General features: G+C 55.7%; 18 protein-coding genes. All 18 read left to right on the top strand.

The window, feature by feature from the left end; genetic code table 11:
- The first annotated feature begins 39 nt into the window (after positions 1–39).
- The 18 genes from WC600_08720 (at position 40) to WC600_08635 (ending at position 23,657) form a co-directional block, all read left to right on the top strand.
- Positions 40–2,670 (top strand): DUF4157 domain-containing protein, encoded by a 2,631-nt coding sequence (locus WC600_08720; protein MFA4902815.1) that lies wholly within the window; start codon positions 40–42, stop codon positions 2,668–2,670.
- A 113-nt stretch (positions 2,671–2,783) separates the two neighbouring features.
- Positions 2,784–3,653: a Pvc16 family protein gene (locus WC600_08715; GenBank protein MFA4902814.1), complete on the top strand. Its 870-nt coding sequence runs from the start codon at positions 2,784–2,786 to the stop codon at positions 3,651–3,653.
- 54 nt (positions 3,654–3,707) lie between these two features.
- Positions 3,708–5,903 (top strand): phage tail sheath subtilisin-like domain-containing protein, encoded by a 2,196-nt coding sequence (locus WC600_08710; protein MFA4902813.1) that lies wholly within the window; start codon positions 3,708–3,710, stop codon positions 5,901–5,903.
- Between the two features lie 18 nt (positions 5,904–5,921).
- Positions 5,922–6,359, top strand: coding sequence for a phage tail protein (locus WC600_08705; GenBank protein MFA4902812.1), 438 nt, complete (start codon positions 5,922–5,924; stop codon positions 6,357–6,359).
- Positions 6,360–6,361: 2 nt separating this feature from the next.
- Positions 6,362–6,727 carry a hypothetical protein gene (locus WC600_08700; protein MFA4902811.1) on the top strand — a complete coding sequence of 122 codons (366 nt, stop codon included), beginning with the start codon at positions 6,362–6,364 and terminating at the stop codon, positions 6,725–6,727.
- A 675-nt stretch (positions 6,728–7,402) separates the two neighbouring features.
- Positions 7,403–7,627 (top strand): hypothetical protein, encoded by a 225-nt coding sequence (locus WC600_08695; protein ID MFA4902810.1) that lies wholly within the window; start codon positions 7,403–7,405, stop codon positions 7,625–7,627.
- Position 7,628: 1 nt separating this feature from the next.
- Positions 7,629–8,324 (top strand): LysM peptidoglycan-binding domain-containing protein, encoded by a 696-nt coding sequence (locus tag WC600_08690; protein MFA4902809.1) that lies wholly within the window; start codon positions 7,629–7,631, stop codon positions 8,322–8,324.
- A complete protein-coding gene (locus tag WC600_08685; GenBank protein ID MFA4902808.1) occupies positions 8,324–9,622 on the top strand; it encodes a hypothetical protein in 1,299 nt (432 codons plus the stop codon). The genes WC600_08690 and WC600_08685 overlap by 1 nt, the downstream gene beginning before the upstream one ends.
- Before the next feature lie 9 nt (positions 9,623–9,631).
- A complete protein-coding gene (locus WC600_08680) occupies positions 9,632–10,285 on the top strand; it encodes a phage baseplate assembly protein V (protein ID MFA4902807.1) in 654 nt (217 codons plus the stop codon).
- Positions 10,286–10,306: 21 nt separating this feature from the next.
- Positions 10,307–10,585 carry a PAAR domain-containing protein gene (locus tag WC600_08675; protein MFA4902806.1) on the top strand — a complete coding sequence of 93 codons (279 nt, stop codon included), beginning with the start codon at positions 10,307–10,309 and terminating at the stop codon, positions 10,583–10,585.
- 2 nt (positions 10,586–10,587) lie between these two features.
- Positions 10,588–10,998, top strand: a complete 411-nt coding sequence (locus WC600_08670) for a GPW/gp25 family protein (protein MFA4902805.1) — start codon at positions 10,588–10,590, stop codon at positions 10,996–10,998.
- Positions 10,998–13,961 (top strand): putative baseplate assembly protein, encoded by a 2,964-nt coding sequence (locus tag WC600_08665; GenBank protein MFA4902804.1) that lies wholly within the window; start codon positions 10,998–11,000, stop codon positions 13,959–13,961. Before WC600_08670 ends, WC600_08665 begins: the two co-directional genes overlap by 1 nt.
- Before the next feature lie 2 nt (positions 13,962–13,963).
- On the top strand, positions 13,964–15,994 hold the full coding sequence (locus WC600_08660) for a putative baseplate assembly protein (protein ID MFA4902803.1): 2,031 nt from the start codon (positions 13,964–13,966) through the stop codon (positions 15,992–15,994).
- Between the two features lie 2 nt (positions 15,995–15,996).
- The gene (locus tag WC600_08655) at positions 15,997–17,619 is read left to right on the top strand and encodes a hypothetical protein (GenBank protein ID MFA4902802.1); all 1,623 of its coding nucleotides are present in this window, start codon (positions 15,997–15,999) and stop codon (positions 17,617–17,619) included.
- Positions 17,620–17,621: 2 nt separating this feature from the next.
- The gene (locus WC600_08650; protein MFA4902801.1) at positions 17,622–20,204 is read left to right on the top strand and encodes a PA14 domain-containing protein; all 2,583 of its coding nucleotides are present in this window, start codon (positions 17,622–17,624) and stop codon (positions 20,202–20,204) included.
- Between the two features lie 9 nt (positions 20,205–20,213).
- Positions 20,214–21,743 carry a collagen-like protein gene (locus tag WC600_08645; protein MFA4902800.1) on the top strand — a complete coding sequence of 510 codons (1,530 nt, stop codon included), beginning with the start codon at positions 20,214–20,216 and terminating at the stop codon, positions 21,741–21,743.
- 10 nt (positions 21,744–21,753) lie between these two features.
- Positions 21,754–22,383, top strand: a complete 630-nt coding sequence (locus tag WC600_08640; protein MFA4902799.1) for a hypothetical protein — start codon at positions 21,754–21,756, stop codon at positions 22,381–22,383.
- An 893-nt stretch (positions 22,384–23,276) separates the two neighbouring features.
- The gene (locus WC600_08635; GenBank protein ID MFA4902798.1) at positions 23,277–23,657 is read left to right on the top strand and encodes a hypothetical protein; all 381 of its coding nucleotides are present in this window, start codon (positions 23,277–23,279) and stop codon (positions 23,655–23,657) included.
- The last annotated feature ends 610 nt before the right edge of the window (positions 23,658–24,267 follow it).

The raw sequence follows: 24,267 nt of genomic DNA, 5'->3' as shown, positions 1-24,267 counted from the left end.
GCCAGACCCTCTGCGCCGGAATATCTTCCTATGAGGGGTATGTCCGGTCCAGTTGCCGATATCCTCGACCTGCAGAAATCAGCGGGCAATCGTGCTGTGGAAGCATTATTGCGCGAAGGCCTAAGCGGCGGCCGACCGGTGCCCCATAACCTACGGAGCGAGATGGAACAACGTTTCAATCAGGATTTCACTCAGGTCCGCCTGCATGATGACGCCAGCGCTGCCGCGACGGCCGAGGGGCTCACGGCCAAAGCCTATACCATCGGCAATCACATTGTCTTGAATCAAAGCCGCTTCTCCCCTGAAACCGACGCCGGCAGGCGCCTTCTGGCGCACGAATTGACCCATGTGGTGCAGCAAGGCCGCGCTGGCACTATGCAACCCACCCAGGATGGCTCCGGGCCGCTCGAACAGGCGGCGTCGAGGGCTGCCGACTCATTTGCCCAGGGCGCAGGGCCTGTCGTGGTTCAAGGGGCCAGCGCTCCCGGTCTGGCCTGCGAGCCGGATGATAATGGCCCGTGGTGGAAGCGCAAGCTGCAAGGCCTGCGACAGAGTGCCGGTATAGCCGCCGGCGTGGTGAAATCCTCTCCTGGCAAGCTTTTCCAAAACCTGAAAGAGAAATACGAAGACGTTGAACAGGATGTCAGTCAAGTAGTGGATCGGGCCAAAGAGAAATATCAGACCACCAAGGAGACCTTGGTCACCAAGGTCAGGCAGCTAAATACTGGGGGAAATCGCGAGAAAGTTCGTCAATTCTGGGAGAAGACGCGTCCGAGCACGTTATTGGCCTACGCCACGTCCGAGGTCCGGAAAGAGACCGAGGAATGGGCGGCCAGGTCCGAAGGGGGCCCCTCCCGGGCTGGCCGCGCAAAAGCCGCAAATAACCTGGCAAAGGCAGCTAATGATTTCGCTCAGGCTCTGAAGAAACTCGATATCGAGCCGGTTGAAAAATTCGCCGAGGCCACGATGAGGGGGGGGCCGATTGCCGGCGTCAAGGCCTGGCAAAACAGCATGGATGAGGGACTCGAGGGCCTGACCAGGAATTTCAAAAATGCAGTGAATGACTTTGAAGACGGCAAGTTCGATGTGCCCCCTCAGGCTTTCTTCGACCCCAGGGCGCACCCTACCCTGGCGAAGGCAGAAGCGGGCCTTCAGGCTGTCAGTGAGACTGTGGTTAAGGCAAAGCGCCAGGTGAGCGGGGGCGTCGCCAAATCCTTGTGGTCGATGGGAGCCGGAATCGCCAAGATTGGCGTGCATCCCATTCAAACCATCAGGGGTTTGGGGGAAATGCCCAGTATTCCCGGCGCCCCCAACCCATTAAAGGATGCTGGACAGGCTGTGGCCCTCCTGGATAATATCATCACCTCGGGGAAGCCCACCAAACAGGTCATAAAAGAGCATATGCTCCAAAAGTTCAAATATGATCCAAAACAAGAGTGGGAAAAATACAAAGGCTTCATGAAAGGGGTCGGCGAGAACTATATCGAAGCGGGCCAGCAAGGGCGCTGGTGCGAAATTCCCGGATTGCTCCTGGGGGACGTCGGTAGTTTCTTAATTCCCGGTGGCGCAGCCACAAAGGCCGGCGCAGTTGGTAAAGGGGCCAAGGCTCTAGGTACAATAAGAGAGGTTGGAAAGGGGTTGCAAGTCGCCACCAAGACCAGCGAGCTGGCGAAAGGGGTCGAATTAGCGGCCGGAGCAGCAAGGGAAGCCGAGATCGCCAAAGGCCTGGCCTCCGGAACCTCAAAGACCGGCGAGTTCGCGGAATTGGCCAAAGGCGGTCTAGTAACGGAGGAAAGCAAGGGCGCCTCCCTGGCCACCCAGACGGGTGAAGGGGTGAAAGGCGCTGAAGCGGGAGCCGCGGCCAAAAAACCGGCAGCGCCAACCGAAGCCGCCCCGGCGGCGGAAGCCAAAGCGGCTGAGACGCCCGCGGCCGCTGCCGAGGCAAAGAAGCCGGCAGTGGCTCCAAGCGAACCTAAAGCGCCGGCAATATCCGAGACCAAAGCCCCTCCAAAGGCTCCCAAAGCGGCTGCCAAACCTAAAAAGGCTAAGGCAGCGGTGCCAAAAAAGGGAAAAACAGCTGCGCCCAAAAAGAAAGCGACAGCGGCAGCTAAGACGCCGAAGGCCAAACCGGCTCGCAAGCCTAAAGCCAGGAGAGAGAAACCTGAGATTACCGCGCAGCCCAAACAAGGGCCCCGGCCGCCTGAAGGCTACGAGGATATTTACGAAGGCGTGGGGATGTCCGAAAGGAAGAGCATAGGCACCAAAGCGGTGCGTGAAGAAACTGAGGCCGGTCTTTTTGCGCATGAGCGCCTGGAGCAACTAGAAGAATTAATGCAAGATTTTAATAAATCGGCAGACAAATATGTCGACAATATCCCTAAAGGCGACCATATCAAGCCCGAATTTCAAATAGAGCACCCGGATTTTCCATCTGGACGAAAACCGCGTGTTGATCGGCTCGATTGGAAAGAGGCAAAAATATATGAAATAAAGCCTAATAATCCTTATTGGATCAACAAAGGTAAAGTTCAAGGACAACAATACGCTGAATGGATGAATAAATTCCATACAAGGACGGATGGCAAACGATGGACCTTTGGGGGTGTAATAACATATGACCAAGATGCATTAATGAAATTTTTACATGATATTAAATATTTTCCCAAATAAAGATAAAAGGTGTAATTAAAAATAATTTATTTCAAAGCAATAATATTGCTCATGTTGAGCTAAGCATCGACAGAAAATAATGATGCGACTAAATCAAAAAAGACCTATTGCCCATGTTCCAAAACCTTGACGACACTCTTATAGCCATAGTGGGGGACTCGGAGGTGCTTCCGGATCTCGATGATGTCGCGGTCAGTTTTGTTACCCCGGATAAGACTTTTAATTGGAAAAAAGATACCTTGAACCTCTTTCTCTATGAAGTGAAGGAAAACCGCAAGCGGCGCGAACCGGCGCCCTACCTGGAGCAAGTGGGTTTGCAGCTTTTCCAGCGTCGGCTGCCGCCCATCCGGGTGGACTGCACCTATCTGGTGACGGCCTGGGCTGACCCCAATGTGAGCGGGGATCTCAAGACCAACAAAGAGCACAAGCTGCTCGGGGCTGCGCTCCAGTGGCTCAGCCGCTTCGGCACCATCCCTGATAAATTCCTCGCGGGCGATCTGGCCAAGCAGCCTTATCCGCCGCCCGCCATGGCGGCCCAACTGGACGGCAAGCACTCCGACGGGGCCTTCTGGAGCGCCCTGGGCATCCCACCCCGACCCGCCTTCACCCTGGTGGTGACTATCGCCATGGACCTGGGGATCCCCGAGCAGAAGCCCACCCGCATGGTCACCAGCCTAATTTCCCGATACGGCCAACAGGACCAGCCGGGAACGGAAGAGAGACTTATTCAGGTGGGGGGTTGTGTGCTCGATGCCACTGTCGATCCGCCGGCGCCGGTGGCCGAAGCTTGGGTGCAATTAGAAACGCCCGGAGGCGAGGCTCTAGGAGCCACCCAAACGGCCAGTGACGGCTGCTTCATTTTCGGGTTACTGCCACCTGGAAATTACCGCCTGCGCTGGCGGGCCGCCGGCCGGCCGGAGCCTCCGGCCCGGCCCATTCAGGTGCCGTCGTCCACGGGCAACTACGACCTGAAGTTCACCTAAAATTTCGGCCAGGGCACACGGACCCCGGCGCACCAGACGGAAGGAGGAAAAATCATGCCGGTCCAAGTTTCTTATCCGGGAGTTTACGTCGACGAATTTGCTCCCGGCGCTCCCATCGAGGGGGTGGGCACCAGCACCGCGGCCTTCATCGGCACCGCCGCCTGCGGGCCCCTGGAGAAGCCCACCCTGATCCAGAGCTGGGATGGTTTCAAAAAGAAGTTTGGCGACATTCTGGTGGAGCAGCCCCCCAGTTACCTGGCGCCGGCGGTTTACGGTTTTTTCCTCAACGGCGGCACCGCCTGTTACGTCGTCAGAGTCGGCAGTGGCCAGAATTCGGCGGCTAACCTGGACAGCCACCAGGCCGGCAACAAACCCATCCTGGTGGCCCGGGCCCTGGCGGAAGGGCCGCAAGGCAACGCCCTGACGGTGCAGGTACAGGAAAGCAGCCGTCTGGCCACCATGCTGGAAAAGATTTTTCCCAGCAAAAATGCAATCACTGGCCTTTCCGTAGACCGGCGAACCATCACGGTGAGGGATATTCAGGGGTTCAGCGGCGGCGAAGTCATTGCCCTGGTCAAAGAAACCGATAGAGCAACGGTGCTGGTGGCAGAGCCCCAGGGGAATGACCAACTGGTTCTGGCCGGTGCCGTGCCCGGAAACGTTGTTTTCATCGGGGGTGAGGTGATCTCCGCCGGATTGCTGGCAGTAGTCCGGGCCGGAGCCAAAATTACAACTCTTGACGCCGATCGCCAGACCTTGACGGTGGACAACCTGAAAGGGTTTGCACCAGGCGACCGTCTATTGGTGAAAAAAGCCGGGGAAGCCTCCCAGCAGGCATTGCTGAAGGCCATAGAGGGCAACGATAAGCTTATCCTGGAAACCCCATTGCCCGGAGTGGTGGCCTTCACTGATGTGCGTTCCGATGATCTGGCTTCCGGCCAGCGCGCCTTCAGGGTGGCAACGCCCGCAGCCCTCAACCTGAGGCAGGCCCTGCCGAAGGGTACCGCCTTGAAGTTCAACCTTGCGGATCCAGGAACGGAGGAAATCGTCACCGTCGAGTCCGTCGCCGGCGATACCATTACTATAAGAGACGGCCTGGCGAATACATATTCCTTGGAAAATGCCGCCGTCCCGCCGACGGTCGGCTCCCTGGAATTCGATCTGATCATCCGGGACACGAGCAATCCAAAAAAAATTGTCGAATCCTTTGCGCAACTTTCCATGAACCGGGCTCACCCCTATTTTTGGCAGCAGGTGGTGGCCTCTCAACTGGTGAGCCTCGAAGAGTCTGCAGATCCGCCTTCACCTTTGCCGGCGGATCTCAGGCCGGTGGCTAAGCTCTACAATCTGGCTGACGGTGCTGCTGATGATCGGAATGCAGCGCAGGGTTTAATCAAGGGGAAGCCGGAACAATATCTGGATTTGCTTAAACCTTATGATGAAGTGGCCCTGGTCTGCGTCCCGGGCTTCACGGGCCAGAATGTGCAGAAAGCGGTGATCGACCACTGTGAAACGATGTGGGACCGCTTTGGCATTTTAGATTCAGAGCCCAAGGCCGGGCTGGACAAAGGCATCAGGAAACAGAGTGATGGCCTGGCTTCCGAGTTTGGCTTCGCGGCCCTGTATTACCCCTGGATCCAGGTTATTAATCCCGTAACCGGGGGGTTAGAACTCTGGCCTCCCTCGGGGCACCTGGCCGGCGTCTATGCCCGGACTGATGCCCGGGAAGGGGTGCATAAGGCCCCGGCCAATACCAATATCCGCGGAGCCGTGGGCCTGGAGCGCCTTCTCACCGATGCAGAACAAGGTCCCCTCAACATCAATTACGGGGTCAACGCGCTGCGGGTTTTCCGTGGTCAAGGCACCGTGGTCTGGGGGGCCAGGACCATCACCACTCAAGACCGCAACTGGCAGTATGTCAATATCCGCCGTCTCCTGCTTTTCATCGAGGAGTCCATAAAAGAAGGAATTCGCTGGGCCCTCTTCAAGCCTAATAATTTGCAGCTCTGGGAAAAATTAAAGCGTTCCATTTCCGACTTCCTCACCCGCGTCTGGCGGAGCGGGGCATTGTTCGGGGAAACCGCGGACAAGGCTTTTTATGTCCGGATTGACGAAGCGCTAAATCCTTTTGCCGAACAGGCTCTGGGACGGCTGAACATTGAGGTGGGCGTGCGCCCCACCTATCCGGCGGAATTTATCATTTTGCACATCGGCATCTGGGAGGGTGGCTCGGAAGTCACCGAATCGTAACCCGGAGAGGATAACACCATGGTAACGGGAAGACGAATAGACCCATTCATGAATTTCAATTTCATGGTGGAGATTGATGGCATTATACGCGCCGCCTTTCACGAGGTCTCGGGGTTCGACTCCACCATCGACGTGGTGGAACACCGGGAGGGCGGAGAAAACACGACGATGCGAAAGCTCCCCGGTCTCACCAAGTACAGCAATATTGTCCTCAAATGGGGGATAACGGACGATATGGAGCTGTATAATTGGCACCGCCAGGCTATCTTGGGAAACGTCCAACGGAAGAGCGGCTCCATTATTTGCCTGGACCGACAGGGTGTCGAAGTGGCCCGGTGGAATTTTACCGACGCCTGGCCCAGTAAATACGACAGCCCCAACTTAACCGCTGAAGGCAATGATGTGGCCATCGAAACTCTGGAGTTGGCCCATGAGAAGGTCGAAAGGGTGAAATAGTCATGCTGCAAACGGAATTTGAATTCACCCTACCCCTGGGCTATGTGGACTCGGAGGGGAACCTGCACCAGAAAGGGGTTATGCGCCTAGCCACCGCCGCAGATGAAATCCTCCCCCTGAAGGACCCGCGAGTACAGGCAAACCAGGCATACCTGGTTATAATTCTCCTTTCCCGGGTGATAGCCAAATTAGGATCAGTGACCCCCATGACCACGCAGGTCATCGAAAATCTTTATGTGGCTGACCTGGCTTACTTGCAGGCACTCTACAATCAAATCAACAGCAGGGGAAAACCCACACTTGAGGCCGTCTGCCCGAAGTGTGCGCATCAGTTCGAAGTGAGTTTGAACAGCCCGGGGGGGTCATAGGCTACCCCCTCAAAGAGCTGTACGAGGAGGTAGCCTTTATCGCCTATCATTTCCACTGGTCGCCCGAGGTCATCCTTAACCTCGAGCATAGCGATAGACGCCGATGGGTGGAAGAGATATCGAGGATAAATCAAAGGGTGAACACCACAGAATAGGCCAGAGAGAATGGGCACGATAACTTCTCCAGAGATGAGCATAACCGCACCATGGAGGCCTATAGTCCGCAGGATCGCTGCATGCAACCGGGCAGCAGATTTTGTCCGTGGCATCATCGGCCGTTATGTGCACTTCCACCAACCCTGGCCCATGACCGCTCTGGTGTTCAGGCTGCCTGACCGAGGTGAAGCCAGCTACCATTTCCTTAATTTCCACATTGCGCCCCGGTTACGTTTTGCCCTGCTCCAGTGGCATCTTGGTTCGACATCTTCCTCTGATCGTCCCTTGCCGCACCTAAGGTCTCTGGTAGAGAAGGAAATCCTGGAAAGGTTTATTAAGCAGATATCAGTCCGTCATCTGGCTGCGAGGGCACCCGGGGACATAGTTCGCCTCCCGGAGCCTCGTTTTGAGAGGGTCGAACTGCCTCCCGGAATGCAGTATTTCAGGGGAAGAAGAACCACCCATCCCGAGGCACCGGCAAATCGGCCAAGGGTGCTGGACGAAACAGAATACCAGACAATGCCAAGAATCTTCCGGCGATTATTGCCGGCAGGGCCTGACTGGCGCCTGTCCAGGACTGAAGAAGACCAGGGGCCCTTGTATCGGCGGAAAAAGCCGCAGGAACCTCAGAGGGCACGAAGCTCATCCGAGGCTTCCCTGGATCTGAATCATCTGACTGAACAGGTAATTCAAGCCATCGACCGCCGGATCGCCGCCCAGCGCGAACGGTTGGGGAGGCCGTAACATGGCACTGGAAAGGGCAGTCATTTCAGTCATTAAGAATAATGTCACAGAAGAAGAAATCCATGTGATGTTCAATCCCGAAGAATATACGGTTAATCGGGACAACAACTTTGCCCAAATTGCCGTGCCCGGGCTCAGGGCGCCCATCATTCAATTCGTGCATGGCAATATGCAGACACTGGAAATGGAATTGTTCATAGATACATACGAAGAGCACCGGGAAGCCAGCCGGGTGATCAACCGGGCCGGGGAGGATGTGCGCCAGCAGTTGTCAAAAATCACCAGGCTCATGGATATCGACCCCACCACTCATGCCCCTCCTACGCTTCTCTTTACCTGGGCGTCTCTGTCGTTTACCTGCGTCCTGGCCCGCGCCAGCCAACGCTTCACGATGTTCCTCCCAGACGGCACACCAGTCAGAGCCCGCGTCCAGGTTACCTTCAATGAATTTTGCAATATCGATCTTGAGGCCAAAGAAATTAAGCGAGAGACTTCCGATTACTCAAAGCTTCATATGGTCGAAGAGGGAGAAACCATCAGTTCCATTGCCTGGCGCACCTTCGGTAACCCCAAGCTGTGGCGGCCCATAGCTTTGCGTAACGGCCTGGATGACCCGCGCTGCCTGGCCCCCGGAACTCAGCTGATTATTCCCCAGTTGCCCTTCCGGGACCCTGAGACCGGAGAAACCTACCAATAATGGCGAACTTACTTTATGCCCCCGAATTCAAGGTAGTAATAAATAATCTGCCGATCCCATCGGAGTTGCGCGCCTCTATCAGCAGCGTCACTTTTCAGTCCAGCCTTGATGCGGCTGATCGGGTCGAATTGACATTGGTGAATGAAAATCTCCGCTGGCTAGATCACCCGCTGTTGGTCATGGACAAGAGCTTGGTTCTGTCGATGGGTTATGCGCCTGATCCGCTGACGCAGCTCTTTGCGGGAGAGATCGTCAGTCAAAACGCCAGTTTTCCGGCAAGCGGCACGCCAACACTCACGGTGGCGGCACAGGACCGCCGGCTCCGCCTCCAGAGGGGCAGAAAGGCCCGCTGGTTTGCCATCCCGGTTGGTTCATATGGGAATCGCCCGATACCCGATGTGGGCGTGCTGGGGATGGTCTCCTTGGAACACGGACTACTCCCCGTAACCGACCCCATTGGGGCTGCCCTGGCAGTCCTGCTCGGTGGTGCGGCCACCTACGCCGCCTGGGATGATGCCGAAGAGACCCAAAAAATTATTCGAAAACAGGCAAGCGAAAGTGATTTTGATTTCCTGAGGCGGATTGCGGCTGAGAATGGCTGGGAGATGATGATTGATCACTCAGGTGAGTTCAGCGGCTACAAACTCCGTTTCATGTCGCCACTAGATCACCTAAGCCCTGACGTGACGCTGAGGTATGGACAATCACTCATCGATTTCTCGCCGCGTCTGAGCAATGTGGGCCAGATCGCCGGTATTTCAGCTACCATTTGGCTGTCCTCCATTAAGACTGAATTCACCATCAATGTATCCTATAACTGGGACAGACAGGAACTTGAACTGGGAATTACCTCCGGCTTCGGCCTTCCGGGCAGTATGTCCCAGACGCCCGAGGCGCTTGCAGCATCCAGGGAGAAAGATCAAGGAAGTGGAACATCTCCCCCAAAGAAAGAGAAATCCCTGGAGGAATCATCGCCTGAGTCCAGCTGGACCCTGGTGGACGAACAGTTGACTCTGGCCACTGCCCCCCGGGTGATTCTCGGCAAGCTCATTCCATTACTTAACAAACGCCTAACCGGTTCAGGGAGTACCGTGGGCAACCCCCGCATGATTCCTGGAAAAGTCTTGCGCCTGGAGGGCTTGGGAGAGAAATTCAGCGGGCTGTATCGGGTAACGTCAGCAACGCACACTATTGACAGCGGTGGTTACCGGTCAAGTTTTGAAGTCTGCAAAGAAATATGGTTCGGATCCATCCCGCTCCATGAACAGGGAGCGGTTCCTATCCGCGTATCATCCTGAGGTGGAACGATGAATCAAGGGTTGATCGATACCGCCGCGAAAGAGGTACCCGACACCGATCGCCGCATCTACGGAGTTGCGGTAGCTCAGGTGATCGATAACCTTGATAGCTCGAATCAAGGCAGGGTGCAGTTGCACTTTCCCTGGCTACCCGGGGTCGAGCCGTGGGCCAGGGTCGCTGTGCTCATGGCAGGGAATGACTGCGGTAGTTACTTCATCCCTCAAACAGGAGATGAAGTGCTGGTGGCTTTTGTCAATGGCAATATTGCTGCCCCTTGTGTTATCGGCTGTCTTTGGAACGGGCAGGACAGTCCGCCATCAAAATCTTCCCAGGACGCGGTCAACAAACGCATCATTCGGACGCGTCTGGGGCACGAATTGATCTTTGACGAGTCTGAACAGACCATCTCGATCACCAGCTCGACCGGGCAGAAGATAGTGATGGGCCAGGAGACAGTAGAGATTACCACGACACAAAAGACAGCTTCGGTAAAGCTTGAGACCTCGGGGAAAATTACTCTCCAGGCAGACGTCAGCATTGATATTAAAGCTCCGAAAATTAGCATTAACGGCACCAACCTGGAATTCAAGGGAAGCGCAGCAACGAGTATCAATGGCGGCAACCTCTGCCAGATAGAGGGAGCCACGGTTAAGATCAATTAGGTAGGGCAGAAGGAAAAGAAAATGCCACCGGCAGCGCGTGTAGGTGACCCGACAGGACATCCCGGCATTATCACCGGGCCCGGCATCGCGACCGTGCTCATAGGCGGTAAACCGGCAGCAGTGGTAGGTGATCTACATACCTGCTCATTCGTGCCCCCGCCCCCGCACCCGCCGACCCCCATTATCAAAGGAAGCGCTACCGTATTCATCGGGGGGCTGCCGGCAGCCCGGGTGGGGGACACCGCTGGCTGCGGCTCCCCCATTGTGGCCGGGGCCTTTAATGTCATCATCGGAGGCTGAAGATGCCGGACCCGCAGGAAAAGACATTTCTGGGGCAGGGATGGTTTTTCCCGGTGCAACCGAGCCAGGACAAGAGTGACATCTCCCTGGCTGCCTATGAAGAAGACATCCGCCAAGCAATCCGGATTATCCTCGAGACGGACCGGGGAGAGCGGGTGATGCGCCCCGACTTTGGCGCCGGCCTGCGGGCCTTGGTCTTTGAGCCTCTCAACACCACTACCATGGCGCTCATCAAGCACCGGGTGCAGGAAGCCCTGATCACTTGGGAGCCCCGCATTCAGGTTCAGGAGGTCAAGGTGACGGTTGACGGCACCGCCCGAAACCGGGTCAACATCGAGATTGTATACCAGGTGCGCCGCACTAACGTCTTCTACAACCTGGTTTACCCCTTCTATCTGCAGGAGGCCAGATAGTGACCGGGAAGCAAAAGATAATGGGCCCTGGCCCTCAGGCAGCTGCTCTGGAAAAAATTCTGCAAAACCTTCCCGGGTATGTACCTGAATGGTTACCGGCCGAAGGGTCGAGCGCCCTGGCGCTCATGAAGATATTATCCCACTACACCGAAACCCTCGCAGGAGCCTTGGCTCAGGTCCCGGATCGGAGTCTTTTGGCTTTCCTTGACATGCTCGGGATGCATAAATCGCCCGCCCAGTCAGCCCGGGCGCCTTTAGTGTTCACGCTCATGGACAATGCCCCGGTGAATGTGTCGCTTCCGGCCTTCAGCCGGGTAGCAGCCACTCCGCCGCCGGCAGCCCCGTCTCTGGCCCCAGGTGGGGATGGGTCTGCAACACCCCAGCCCATTCTATTTGTTACCGAAAAAACCGTGGCCCTGTACCGAGGCAAACTTGCGGCCCTGTATAGCATTGATCCCGGCCGGGATGAGTTTGCCGACCATACCGCGCGCCTGATCCAGGGATTTAGCCTCTTCGAGGACATGGATCTCACCGGGCATATCATCTACCTCGGCCATGACCAACTATTCAATTTGGCCGGATATATCACGGTCCTGCTGTATTTCACTTTAGAGACGCCAGCTCCCGAGCCCATGCAGGTGCAGTGGGAGTATCTCAGCCAGTCGGGCTGGCTTGCTCTGAATTACCTGGAACAGGATGATACCACCAGGGGCTTTACCAGGGATGGCCAGGTCGCCTTGCGCCGCCAGTGCGGCCCTAGTGCCAAGCAGGAAACGATCCATGGCCGCACCACCTACTGGTTACGCGGGCACCTCACCACCCCGCTTCTGCCGGAAGGGACGGGGGGGAAGCGGACCATCCCCATCATGAACGACATCAGCGCCCGGCTGAATTTCAACCAGAGCGGTCTTCTTCCGGAAGCTGCCTTTGCCGATGCGGTCTCCTTGGATATCAGCAAAGACTTTTACCCATTCGGGCAGCAGCCTGTGCGTTACAGCACCTTTTATCTGGCCAGCCGGGAAGTCTTTCAGCGGCAGGGAGCTAATATAGGCGTTACTATTACGCTGTCGTCTGGAATTACAGTGGTTGGCACCCCAGACATAAGTTGGGAATACTACAACGGAATGGCATGGCAAGCTTTTGCTATAAATTGCCAATTCAACAAGGCTGTTGACGTTGTTTCTTTTAGATCACCACCGGATTGGTGTGAAACCGAAGTAAACGGCGTGAGGAATTTTTGGCTGCGGGTGCGGATATTAGGAGGGGATGACCCTTATGGGCATCCCCTGCGGGTAGTGGTAGACAATCCAGAAAAAATGACTACTAAATTTGAAGAGAAAAATCTCAATCCTCCTATAATTTCAAAACTCACCCTCGGCTTTTCCTATGTGACCGACCCGGAGGCACTGAATCATTGCCTGTCTTATAATGATTTCGTCTTCACCGACCTCACCGAAGCCTGCCGCTGGCCCGATCAGACCTTCAAACCCTTTCTGCCCGTCTCGGATACCAGGCCCACGGTCCATTTCGGGTTCGATCTTCCCTTGCCGGTGGGCTTGGTCAGCCTGTATGTGGATATAGCTCAGGAAGTCTCCGAGAGCGGCGCTGCCGGAAGTTCTCCCTTCATCTGGGAATATTTTGCAGCAGACGGGTGGCAGGAACTTGGCGTGCTGGACGAAACCCTGGGATTCCAGCGTCGCGGCATGATCCAGTTCATCGGACCGCAAGACGCCGTGGCCGCGCCGGGACTGGGCGGAGAACTGTTTCGCCTGCGCGCCCGCCTGAAACAGGGCGAAGAACCATCCCCGGCCGCCCTTCAAGGGGTCTGGCTCAATGCGGTCTGGGCCGCGCAGCGTGATTTCTATGATCGGGAATTGCTGGGCACGAGCGCTGGCAATCCCCATCAGACCTTGAGCTGCCGACATGCCCCGGTACTTGAGGGAGAAGTGGTGGAAATTCCGGAGTGGTCCGGTCGTGGCGACAGTTGGCAGATCTCCATGCAAGAAGTTGCGCCGGAAAACTTACGTTTGGTCAGGGACCCCGCCACAGGAATGACCACGGTACGGGTCCGTTGGCACCCTCAACCCCACCTTTACAGCTCCAAGCCAAACGACCGACATTATGTGGTGGATCGGGCCACAGGACTGATCCGCTTCGGTGATGGGCGGCAGGGATTGATCCCACCGGCCGGCTGCCGGGTGTATGCGTCTTATAGCAGCGGCGGAGGCGTGAGAGGCAACGTGCCGGCCGCAGCGATCTCTGAACTGCGGACAGCACTACCCTACCTCATGGCCGCGGCCAATCCGGTGCCGGCATCGGGAGGAGCTGATAGTGAAGCTGACCTGACCGTGAAAATCCGGGGACCGGAGCTGATCAGACACGCCGGTCGGGCGGTCTCGGCCCGGGATGTTGAGTGGCTTGCCCGGGAGGCCTCCCCGGACCTGGCCCGGGTCCGTTGTCTGCCGCTGACCGGGAGGGACGGCTTTGCCCAGCGCGGCTGGATTACCCTGCTGGTTGTGCCATTTAGCCAGGAACTTCGGCCCCAGCCTGCTGTGGAATTACAGCGCCGGGTCTGCGATTACGTCGCCAAACGAGTACCGGCCACGGTGGCGCAGCATGTCCGGGTCATCGGTCCGACCTATGAACTCCTCAGTGTCAGGGCGGAGATCATTCCGCATGATCCGTACGAAGCTGCCTTGGTGGAGGCCCGGGTGCGCAGCAGTCTCAACAGTTTTCTGCATCCTCTGATCGGCGGCCTGACCGGTCAGGGATGGGATTTTGGAGAACCAGTTTACCTTTCCCAGATCGCCCGGGTTATTGAGACCACTCCCGGGGTGGACTATGGCAGGGAAATCATCCTCAGTCTGGATGAGCAGATATGTGGGGAATCTGTACCGATAGCGGCCGGCAAACTGGTATCCTCCGGCACCCATGAACTCAAACTGGTTCTGGGAGAGGGTTAACTATGCCCATCTCTTTGCCCAGACTTGATGACCGGACCTTCGAGCAGTTGGTCGCTGAGGCGCGTGCCCTCATTCCCAGGTATACGCCGGATTGGACCGATCATAATGTCCACGATCCCGGCATTACCCTCCTGGAGCTGTTTGCTTGGCTCGTAGAGTTGGACCTCTATCGCCTGGATAGAATTTCCGGGGCGACCTACCGGAACTTCCTGCGCCTCTTGGGCATCGAACCCCGGCCTCTGCATGCGGCTGAAGTCAGGCTTACTTTCAGTTTGAAGTCTCCCGGAACGATGCTCAGCCTCCCCAAAGGGTTGCAGGCTGGCGACGGCGCCTCCGGCCTTACTTTTCAGACGGCTCAGGCAATCAATATCTCTCCGGCCACCTTGAGATCTATCCTGGCCGGTCCGGTTGGCTCTCTGATTGATTGTTTCGAGGCCAACGATCATCCTGGAAAACGTTTTTTCCCCTTTGGACCTGCACCGGCGGTAGATAATGCTTTGTACCTGGGATTTGACCAGCCACTCCTGGGACTTAACCAGCCATTAGGTGACGCACCGCCACAGATTAGCCTGTATGTCTGGGTGGGTCAGGCTGAGGCCGACCGGCTGGCTCGCAAGCGCTTGATTGCCGAACAGGAAGCGGCAATTGTGGAGGCCTCGGAAGATACGGAATCCGGCCCAACCCAGCGTATCCCGAACTGGAAACAGCACTATAGCACAGCCACGGTCTGGGAATATTATGCTGGTTCCGACCCCTGGGAGCCCTTAACCGGCGTGGTTGATGAAACCCGGGGGCTTACCCTGAGCGGCCCGGTGCGCTTTATCGCTTCTAAAGATCAGCAAAAGGGCGGCACTACTATCAAAGCTCTTGACCACCGTTATTTTTTCATCAGGTGCCGGTTAAAAAGCGGGGCCTACGAATCGCCGCCTCAGATTTCTCATATTGCCCTCAACGTCGTGAAAGCCAGGCAGGCGGTGGATGTAGCCGAACCCAAACCTTTTCGGAGCACGGGGAACGCCGGCCAGGTTGTGCCGTTGCTCCATAAACCCGTGGTGCCGGGGAGCACGCAAGTAGAAGTTACCCTGAACGGCAAAAGCGACGGAACTTGGCGCGAGGCCCTGTATTGGGACCGGGCGGGGCCCCATGATCGCATCTATGTCCTGTCCCCGGAAACCGGCGAAATAACCTTCGGAGACGGCCGGCATGGCCGCGTACCCCCAGCCGACGCCCAGATAACCATAACCTACCAGGTGGGCGGCGGCCTGGCCGGCAACGTGGCAGCCGGCGCCTTGAGGCATTGTCTGGATAATTCGGCCCTCATCGCAAACTGGGAGGCCATAAAAGAGACGGTATCAATCAGCCAACCCTTTCCGGCCCTCGGCGGCGCCGAGGCCGAATCCTTAGCAGATACCAAGGCCCGGGCGGTGCAATCCCTGGCTTCCATCAAGCGAGCCATCACCCTGGGCGATTTTGAGACTCTAGCCCTGGCCACCCCGGGAGTGCCGGTGGCCCGGGCCTTTGCCCTGGTGGATTATGACCCTGAGCTGCCGTACCTGCCCACCCTGGGAGCAGTAACGGTGGTGGTCGTACCGGACGGGCCGGGTGCCCAACCCACCCCCAGCCCGGAGATGCTCCGGGCCATAGCCTGCTACCTGGAGCGCCGGCGCCTGGTCACCACGGAGGTTCATGTCATTGCCCCCCGGTACACCGCGGTTCGGGTCCAGGCCCGTTTGACGGTTGAGCCGGGGGTGACTGAGGCTCAGATGGCTGGCAAGGCCCGGGCGGCCCTGGATGCCTTTTTCCATCCCCTGCAAGGCGGCGCCGACGGCACGGGCTGGCCGGTGGGTAGGGATGTGTACCGTTCTGAGGTCATGGCCCTGTTGAACAGCCTGCCCGGGGTACTGTACGTGGACCAGGTCACCCTGCAGCGGGAAGATAAGCCCGCGGGCCGTTGTGGGAATATTGGAATCTGCCGGCATGCCCTGGTGGCCTCCGGTCCGCACCAGATAACGGTCCTGAAAAGGAGTGGATGATCATGAGCGAAAAGCCCCTGGAGCGTCTCAACTATTACAACGGCCAGCGTCTGGAGGCGGCCGACCTGAAACTCGAACAGGAATACCATATCCGGGTCCGGCGCTGGCTCAACAAGTCCCTGTATTCGACCGGGGGAATTGCCCAGGGTTTGACGGTGCGAGTGGAAAAGGACAAGGAAGACAAAGATGTTATTGTAGTCGGCCCTGGGTTGGCAATAGATAACGAGGGGCGGGAAATCATTCTCCTGGACGAGCACAGGCCTCAGATCCAACCAGCTTGTTTATACGAAGATTTCACCGGATACCTGTGTATCCAATACCACGAAGAAAAGACTGCAGAGGCATCAGGTTCTTGCCTGGTTCGCCCCCAGCCCGGGGGGGGAACCGGCAACCGCCCGGCCTGGGGCGGGCCCGCCCGGATTGTGGCCGAGCCGGTGCTGGGATTCTATCCGGAAATTCCCCCTGACAGCAGCGGCAAGATCGTGCTGGCCATGGTTACCGTGGACTCGAAAAATTGCAGTGTTATTAAAGTGCTCGATACTTCTGTGCGCCGATATATCGGCGCGGCCTCAGCCTCCAAGGTCAACCAGTATGCCCTGGAAGGGGAGCGGCATATTGATAAGAACAATCCCGGCCGGATTTATTTTCATATTCGCGGGCGACAGCCGCATGCGGTGACGCTGTATTTGCGGGCAGAATGTTTTTCGACATTGTTTTATACGGAGTTGGGAAACCATGATCATAATCTGAGTGACAATAGAAACATAAAAGAAATAAGTGCTCCGATTCTCGGGAACAATGTTGAATTTTATAATCATTCTCATATGTTAGTTTACCAAAATCCTGAAACCCCTGGCAATCCCACGGACATTATTAAAAGTGTTATTATGGACCAGGAAAATTACCGTGCTGATGAACTCAACGACTTCAAAGCCCTAGACGAAAAAGAACATGCCAAAGATAAAGATGATAACGAACTTGGACCTCTTGATACGTTAACTAATGGGAAAGGACACACACACATGTTTACTGCAGATTATTCAAAAGCACCATCGGATAGCCCGCCCCTAAAGTTCAATATGTCAGCGTATGGTGGGGCGAAAAATGACATGATACATTGGTCTGGAGGCCGAATTTATGGGGGTCAGCATACCCACTCTTTGACACTAAATAATACAGGGCCGGTAGAAAATGACTCAAATCTTGCACACACCCACCCATCAGTGAATATCGCCTTGGGAAATGCTGGATGCGATTTAGATGCTCGTACCGGGGCAGCAATGGCACTCACCTATATTAAGAATTTGAAGATCGCCATTGATAAATATGATCCTACGAAAGACCCTAAAAATCGTACGGATGATATTTTGCAACAATTGGCTGATAGAGATCCAGTCAATTGGAAAAGCACAGATCCGGCAATAAAAATAACCCTTGGCGACAGCAATGCCGGCCATCCCCTGGTTACCAATGGAACCGGGCCCATCAGACTCGATTTCCTTACCGGTCTTTCCTTTGATGAATCAGATGGCGGCGAGTATGTTATTGCCCTTTATGTTGAAGATACAGTCGAAGATCCGAATGACAGTGGCGGCAAAATTCTCTACAACCTCTATGTGGAGTAACCATGACTGACCAGCCGGTGCGCTATGCCATCCTGCGGGACGGCAGGGACTGGGAGGGCGTCAGCACGGTGGGGCTGCAGCCGGAACCGGACGGCGCCTTCGCTCTGAGCCGTCTTCCCGGAACGGCCGACGGGCAGCCGATCCTGCTTGCTCCGACAGGCCCCCCTCCGGGGCAGTTTGCGGTGGAGTCGTCAGGGCTGGCTGTGGGTCCGAAAAATTACCTTTACCTCGCCGATACCGGCAGTGACCGGGTCATCCGCCTTGACCTCAAGTGTGATCATGCTGAAGCGGAATTGGCCGGGAGGAGCTGCATCAATGACGCCCCTGGCCTATTCCGCTCTCCCCGGGGCCTGGCAGTCGGGTCAGGCAAATTGCATGTCGCCGATGGCGGCAACAAGCGGATCCAGGTATTCCGGCTGCCCACCCTGGAGTTGGTGGATATCTGGGAAGATGGTTTCCAGGCTCCCACCTGCCTCACCGTCGACAGTCGGGGCCGGGTTTATGGGCTCGACGGCGGCAGAGTAAGGCGTTTTAGTGCTTCGGGACAGGCGGATGATGCCTATAACGCCGCTCTGGCTGATCAACCTCATTTTGTTTCTCCGATCTGTATCGCTATCGGCTCTGGAGACGCCCTTTTCCTCACGGATGAGCAATTGCCTCAGGTCCTGCGCTTCAACCAAACCGGCTCGTTCTCCAAAATGTTGCAGCCAGGCCCGGATGGGCCGGCTCACCCCCGGGCCCTGGCAGCTTACCGTGACCGGCTGTACGTCGCCGATGCCGACAGCGGCCATATCTGGGTCTACGATTGCCTATCGGAAGCATATATCGGCACCCTCCCCGGCTATCGGGGCCCGGTGGCCGCCATGGCCGTTGGTGAAGATGGGACCTTGTTTATCAAGCCTGGAGCCGGAGCTAAATACTATCGTTTTGACGCTGATGCCGCCTGCGTCGACTCCGGAACCCTGGAGGTAGGACCCCTGGACGCCGGCGAGCAATCTGAATGGGAACGGGTAGTCATCCAGGCTGAAGCACTCCCAGGCACGGAGGTGGGTTTTCAGACCTATTTTTCAGATAAGCAGGATATGCCCCCGGCCGAAAGAGATTGGCATCCGGCACCCTCTCTAGACATGCTGCTGCGCCCCTATCCCCGTACCGGCGGCAACCAGATGCCGGCGCGTTATCTCTGGCTGCGGGTAGTCCTGCACAGCGATGATCAACGCCTGAGCCCGCGTCTTCACCAGGTGCAGGCCGAAACCACCGGCAAGAGCTATCTCGATTACCTGCCCGCCATCTATCGCCGGGACGATGCCCCCGACGGTTTCCTGGAAGCCTGGCTGGCCCTGTTCCGTTCCCAACTGCAGGACTGGGAACTGACTCTGGATGATATACACCAGCTCTTCGACCCAGCCCACACCCCCGAAAGCCTCCTTCCCTGGCTCGCCCGGTGGCTGGCCTTCGATCTGCCGCGTGACATGGACATCGATGGAAAGCGGTCGGTGCTTAAAAAGGTGATGGAGCTTTACTCCCGCCGGGGCACGCTGCACGGACTGAAAGATTTCATCCACCTGTATACCGGCGTTCGGCCCCACCTCTTTGAAGCCTTCCGGGAGCGGCATATCTGGCAACTGGAGCATAATTCGTGGCTGGGGTGTAACACCGGACTGGCTGCGGCCCTGCCGGACGGGATGATCGTTCCCGGCTTTACCCCCACTGATCAGGAGTATGAAGGGCTGTGGGGTGAATACTATCAAGGCCCTAATTTTGATCAATTGAGGAAGACGCGCACGGATAAGATGGTGGATGCCTCGGCCTATAACCTGCCGTTTACGTCAGCCGATGTTCCGGTTTTTTCCGTCCGCTGGACTGGCCAGGTACAACCGCGCTTTTCAGAGTTGTATACCTTTTACACTTCATCCGCTAACCGTGTCTGCCTGTGGGTGGATGGCCGCAAACTGGTCGATACCCGGGTTTACCAAAATCAGAATGAACAGAGTGGCACAATTGCCCTGACGGCCGGCCGCTGGTATTCCATCCGGCTGGACTGCTCCGGAAGCCATTGGGATGTCATGCTATCCTGGTCGAGCCGCAGCCAGGCTAAGGAAGTTATTCCCACAAATCGGCTCTATGCGGTCTGGGACGAATGGGCGAATCTTGAGCCCGAGTCTCAAGATCCCGCCGGTACTGAGACAGTTATCGTCGGGCAGACCGTGGTCGGGGAGAGCGGTCCCCTGGGGGCCTCCCAATACGGCCAGCCCCTGTTCAGCGACACCGCGCACCTGTTTACCGTCTTAATACCGGCAGCAGAGGCGCCCGAAGCTTCCCGGCGCGAGAAGCTCAAGAGCGTTATCGAAGCCGAGAAACCGGCGCACACCGATTTTCACCTGTGCCTTCTAAAGCCGCGGCTGCGGGTGGGCTTCCAGGCACGGATCGGCATCGACAGCATCATCGCCGGGCCGCCGGAAGCGATGGACCTGGGCGGCGCCCTGCTGGGGTTGGAATCCTATCTTGGCGATGACAAGGATGAAGGGAAATTCGGCCGGGTGGGCCAACGATCGCATATCGGTCAGTACACCATTTTGGACTGAGAGGAGACCATGATGAGCAAAGACGATTACTGGCGCCGGCTGGCTAAATTAATCCCGCCGCGGCGGAACAAATATTTTTATGGCAAACTGATGGACGAGTTCCATTTTCAGATGGAGCAGTCCTATTTCAACCGCAAGCGCTGGCTGCTGAACCGGCTTAGCCTCGGAGAGGGTATCCTGTGCGGTCTGAACGTTACTGCCAAGGGGAAGGAAGTTTGCGTGGAACCCGGGGTGGCCATCGATGCCCTGGGCCGGGAGATCATTGTGCCCGAGGCGGTCTGCATCGATCCCTGGCAATTAACGGATGATTGCGGCCAGCCGCAGGGGGAGCCGCTTACCAAAGATCCCAAAGATGAGACCGACCATGCCGTGTACATCTGCCTGGCCTATCGCGAATGCGCTGCGGACTTCATGCCGACCCTGGTGGAGGACTGCAATACCCAGGAGCATTGTAAACCTGGGACCGTGGTGGAAAGCTTCTATTTGCTGGTAAAGAAAGACGGGCGAGGTTACCTCCGAAAAAAATCCATAATTGAAACAGAATGTGAGGGACTGCTCAAGTCTCCTGGAATTAAACATTTGATCGGGAGGCCACCGTCTGTTGAAATTGACCCGTTCGGCGTGCGACCGCCTTTTGAAACAAAGCCAGCGGACAACAGACGATCTTCTTTATGTAAAGAGGTGTTTTCATCTGCCTCATGCCCAGTCCTGGAAGAGAGTCCGTATGTAATCTTGGCGGAAGTGACTTTGCAAGGTGCAAACATCAGATCAATTGACATGTGCTCTTTCCGGACCGACCTGTGCAGCAACAGCGAACTGCTTGACCTGCTGCTTTGTCTAACCGAGCCCAGCAAGTTGCAGGGGCCTCCAGGAATAGATGGCCATGATGGGCAAGACGGAGAGGATGGCCTGCAGGGCCCCCCAGGCCCTGGTGTCGAAGTTGATCCAAATCTCGCCCACATAATAGAAACAAATTGGCTACATAATACGAATCTTGACATTTATAATAAACCTCTCAATATCGATAAGTTCATGGAGGGGCTGGTAGTGAAATTTGACAAGGTGATTCAATTTGACAAGGTGATTCAATTTGACAAGGTGATTCAAACTTCAGTTAATCCCGCTCATGAAAATACTTGGTTCCTTGTAACTATGGAATGTCCAATCCTGGGAGGTCAAGGTTATCCCGTACACCCTTTAGGAACTATTGCGGTATATCGTGTTTATGGCTCAATAACCCCTTATGGGGCCGATAGCACAGCAACATTTATCCCAGAAGAAGAATTCCGTATAACATATAATGCTATCATAGCTTATTTTAATAAATTTGCTTTGGAAGTAATTCCGCTTATCCGCGTCATTCTAAAATGCAATTTTCTGGAAGTGGGAGGTGAACTAGGTAAGAAACTAAGTGAGGAAGGCAAGAAACCACCCTGTGTAGATGGGGACTTTCTCAGAGGGGAATTTCCCTCAGGGGATGGCATCGAGGGTGGGGATTTCGAGAGCTGGTTTTACTTATCTCCACGTAAAGAAGGGTAAGAGGTGACTTATGGGACCTTCATTCGTTACTGTTGAAAGAGCTGTTGATTTTCCTGACAAGGCCGATATGGAGCGGGTCAATTATTTCCCGCGGCAGCTCATAACGGCCAACGATATGATCCAGGAGCAGGAGTACTTCCGTGAGAAACTGCGGGCGCACAACCGGTTAATGCACGGCTGGGGGGTGGTCTCGGGATTGGTTGTTACGTACTCTAACGGCAAAATAGTAACAATCGATCGCGGATTTGCCCTTTCCCAGCAAGGGGACGAGATCTATGTCCGGGAGCCCCAGACTCTGGACCTATCGCAATCCTTTCAGGAGACATCTTCAGATTGCGACGGCATAATCCGCAATCCAAGCCCTATTAATTCTGAAGAGACGCGGTATATCGCCATCAGGTACCACGAGTGCATGATTCGGCCGGTGCGAGTCATGCCGGCCCATTGCGGTTGTGAGGAAGCAGTCTGCGAATACTCCAGGATTCGTGAAAGCTTCGAGATAGCCTGCTGTAAGGAGAAACCCGCAAAAGACGATAGCCCCTGGGTGATATTGGCGAGTGTAGCCCTTAAGGATGGCTCTATCAAAGTTGATTACGTTGACAAAAGCAAATGGACACCTAACCCTAACTTGGAAAAGTAAAAATGTCGGTATCTCCGGTGGCCTATCCCTCCAAAGAGGGTGCCGCTAACTACCCTTTTTTCAACACCTCATGAAATCCATGAAGCTATATTGATATGATTACCATATCGTCAAAAAACTTTTTCTCAGCTTGGGAAGTTCTACAACTATAAAAAGCAGTAGCAGGCCCCCAAAACGCTTCAAAGTTACCTAACCCATGCCATGACCATTGGCCAGCTGCTACCGTCGAAATTTGGGCCGATAAACTTATTTGATGTTGGTTATTTTCACCTCCACCGTTCTTACCTGCACACCATTTCCCTTAGTCATCCAGAAACCAAAATAAATTTCCAGAGTCGAAAATAACACAGCCGTTTTCCAGGTACCCCTCCGTAACGCCCCTTGCCTCTGAAATTTAAACATCCTGCTTGGGCTCCTGGTGGTGATGGGACCCAAATAGGGGCCCCAACTTTCTGCTGCGAGCCCCCCGGGTCCCTTTCATGACGCTTAGTACTGACCGGGGAAGAGGGGGCAGCAGTGCCCTGTATCTGTATGGTCGTTACATACTGCAGCTGGTCCAGGGTTAAGAATATGGCCAAGTCCGTGAGGCCAGTTTCCGTTGTCTTCTGTCAAGAAGGCCATGGAGAACTAAAAATCGGGTGGAGCTGCAGGCAACTCCTGAGGTCAGCAACTTGACCGAATAAAACGCCTGCCGTCCGGACCGTGTCAATGGCCAGGGAACCCTTGTTTGGGAACCATAAACCCCTGGTTCGGGATCACCGGACGTTAAACATGGGGGGTGGATGTGCTGCGATACCATAAATCGTGATCAACCAGTACCCGTTCTGATGACGGGAGAGGAGCTGGCCCGGCCCTTCTCAGGCGTAATTCCACAATGAAAGGTGGTGATAAAAATGCTGAACAGAATTAAAAATGCTTTCTCATGGCTGGGCTCTCAGGTCAAGGCCGGGATCAACTGGCTCAAGGATAACTGGCCGACGATTCAGGCCCAGGCCGAGAAGATAGGCCGGTGGGCTTATGGAGTTGTTCTCAACCATGTCCGTCAGGGCGTGGTTTGCTTCAACCGGGGCGTGGTGACCGCAATCGAGACCGCCGAAAGACGGCAGGCGATGCCCTTCCGCCAGGCCTTTGCTGAAGCCAAGGCCGTGGTCAAGGCCATGACTGATGAACAGGTCTGCAATTATGTCGTCTACTGGTTTAAGTCTGCTGCCCCAAAGACTTGGCAGCAGTCGCTACAAGCTCCATCCATCGGGGGGATCGAGTGGCCGTGGTAGGTGCGATTGGTCATTACGAATACGAACCCTGGGAGAAAAAGAGGCCGCTCGAACTGGTGTTTGTGGCCACAGACTTAGAGCTGATCAGGAAAGACAGCCCAGGCCAAGAACTACTGGCTATGGAAAAAAATCCGGAATCTTAAACAGCGTTATGGAATTGCCCGGTCCGTCAAGGAACAATGGCGGGCTTGGCCCATAACTAAAAGCATCCATGTTAAACTTCAAGGAGTAAATCTATGGCACAACGCAAAATGAGATGGAATCCATCCCGAAGGATATGGCGCCAATGGCCAAGCTGGCGGTTGAACCTGCACAACCGACAATCCCATCCCGGCTATCAGCAATCCTGGTCGGGAGGCCTAAAGTCGCGGAAGAGGCGATCCACAAGCTGAACCTGGGCAAGGCCTGCATATTTAAGAGCTGCAGAATTTAACCGGACAGGCCTATCTCGCCCACCAGTTGCGATGGATGCTTTTCGTTAAACCAATGCAGTTGTTGCGGGCCGGCGCAATTTTCGCCGCCCCTTTTTTGTCAGGTACGCCCCAATGAGTTCAGGGCGCCCTGAATGACTGGAAAGTTACGTCATCCTGGGCTTTGCTAGGATTCTAAA

Source organism: Desulfobaccales bacterium (assembly GCA_041648175.1).
GTDB lineage: Bacteria > Desulfobacterota > Desulfobaccia > Desulfobaccales > 0-14-0-80-60-11 > 0-14-0-80-60-11.
Note: the sequence above shows the minus strand (reverse complement) of the source record. Positions and strands in the feature narration are given on the sequence as shown.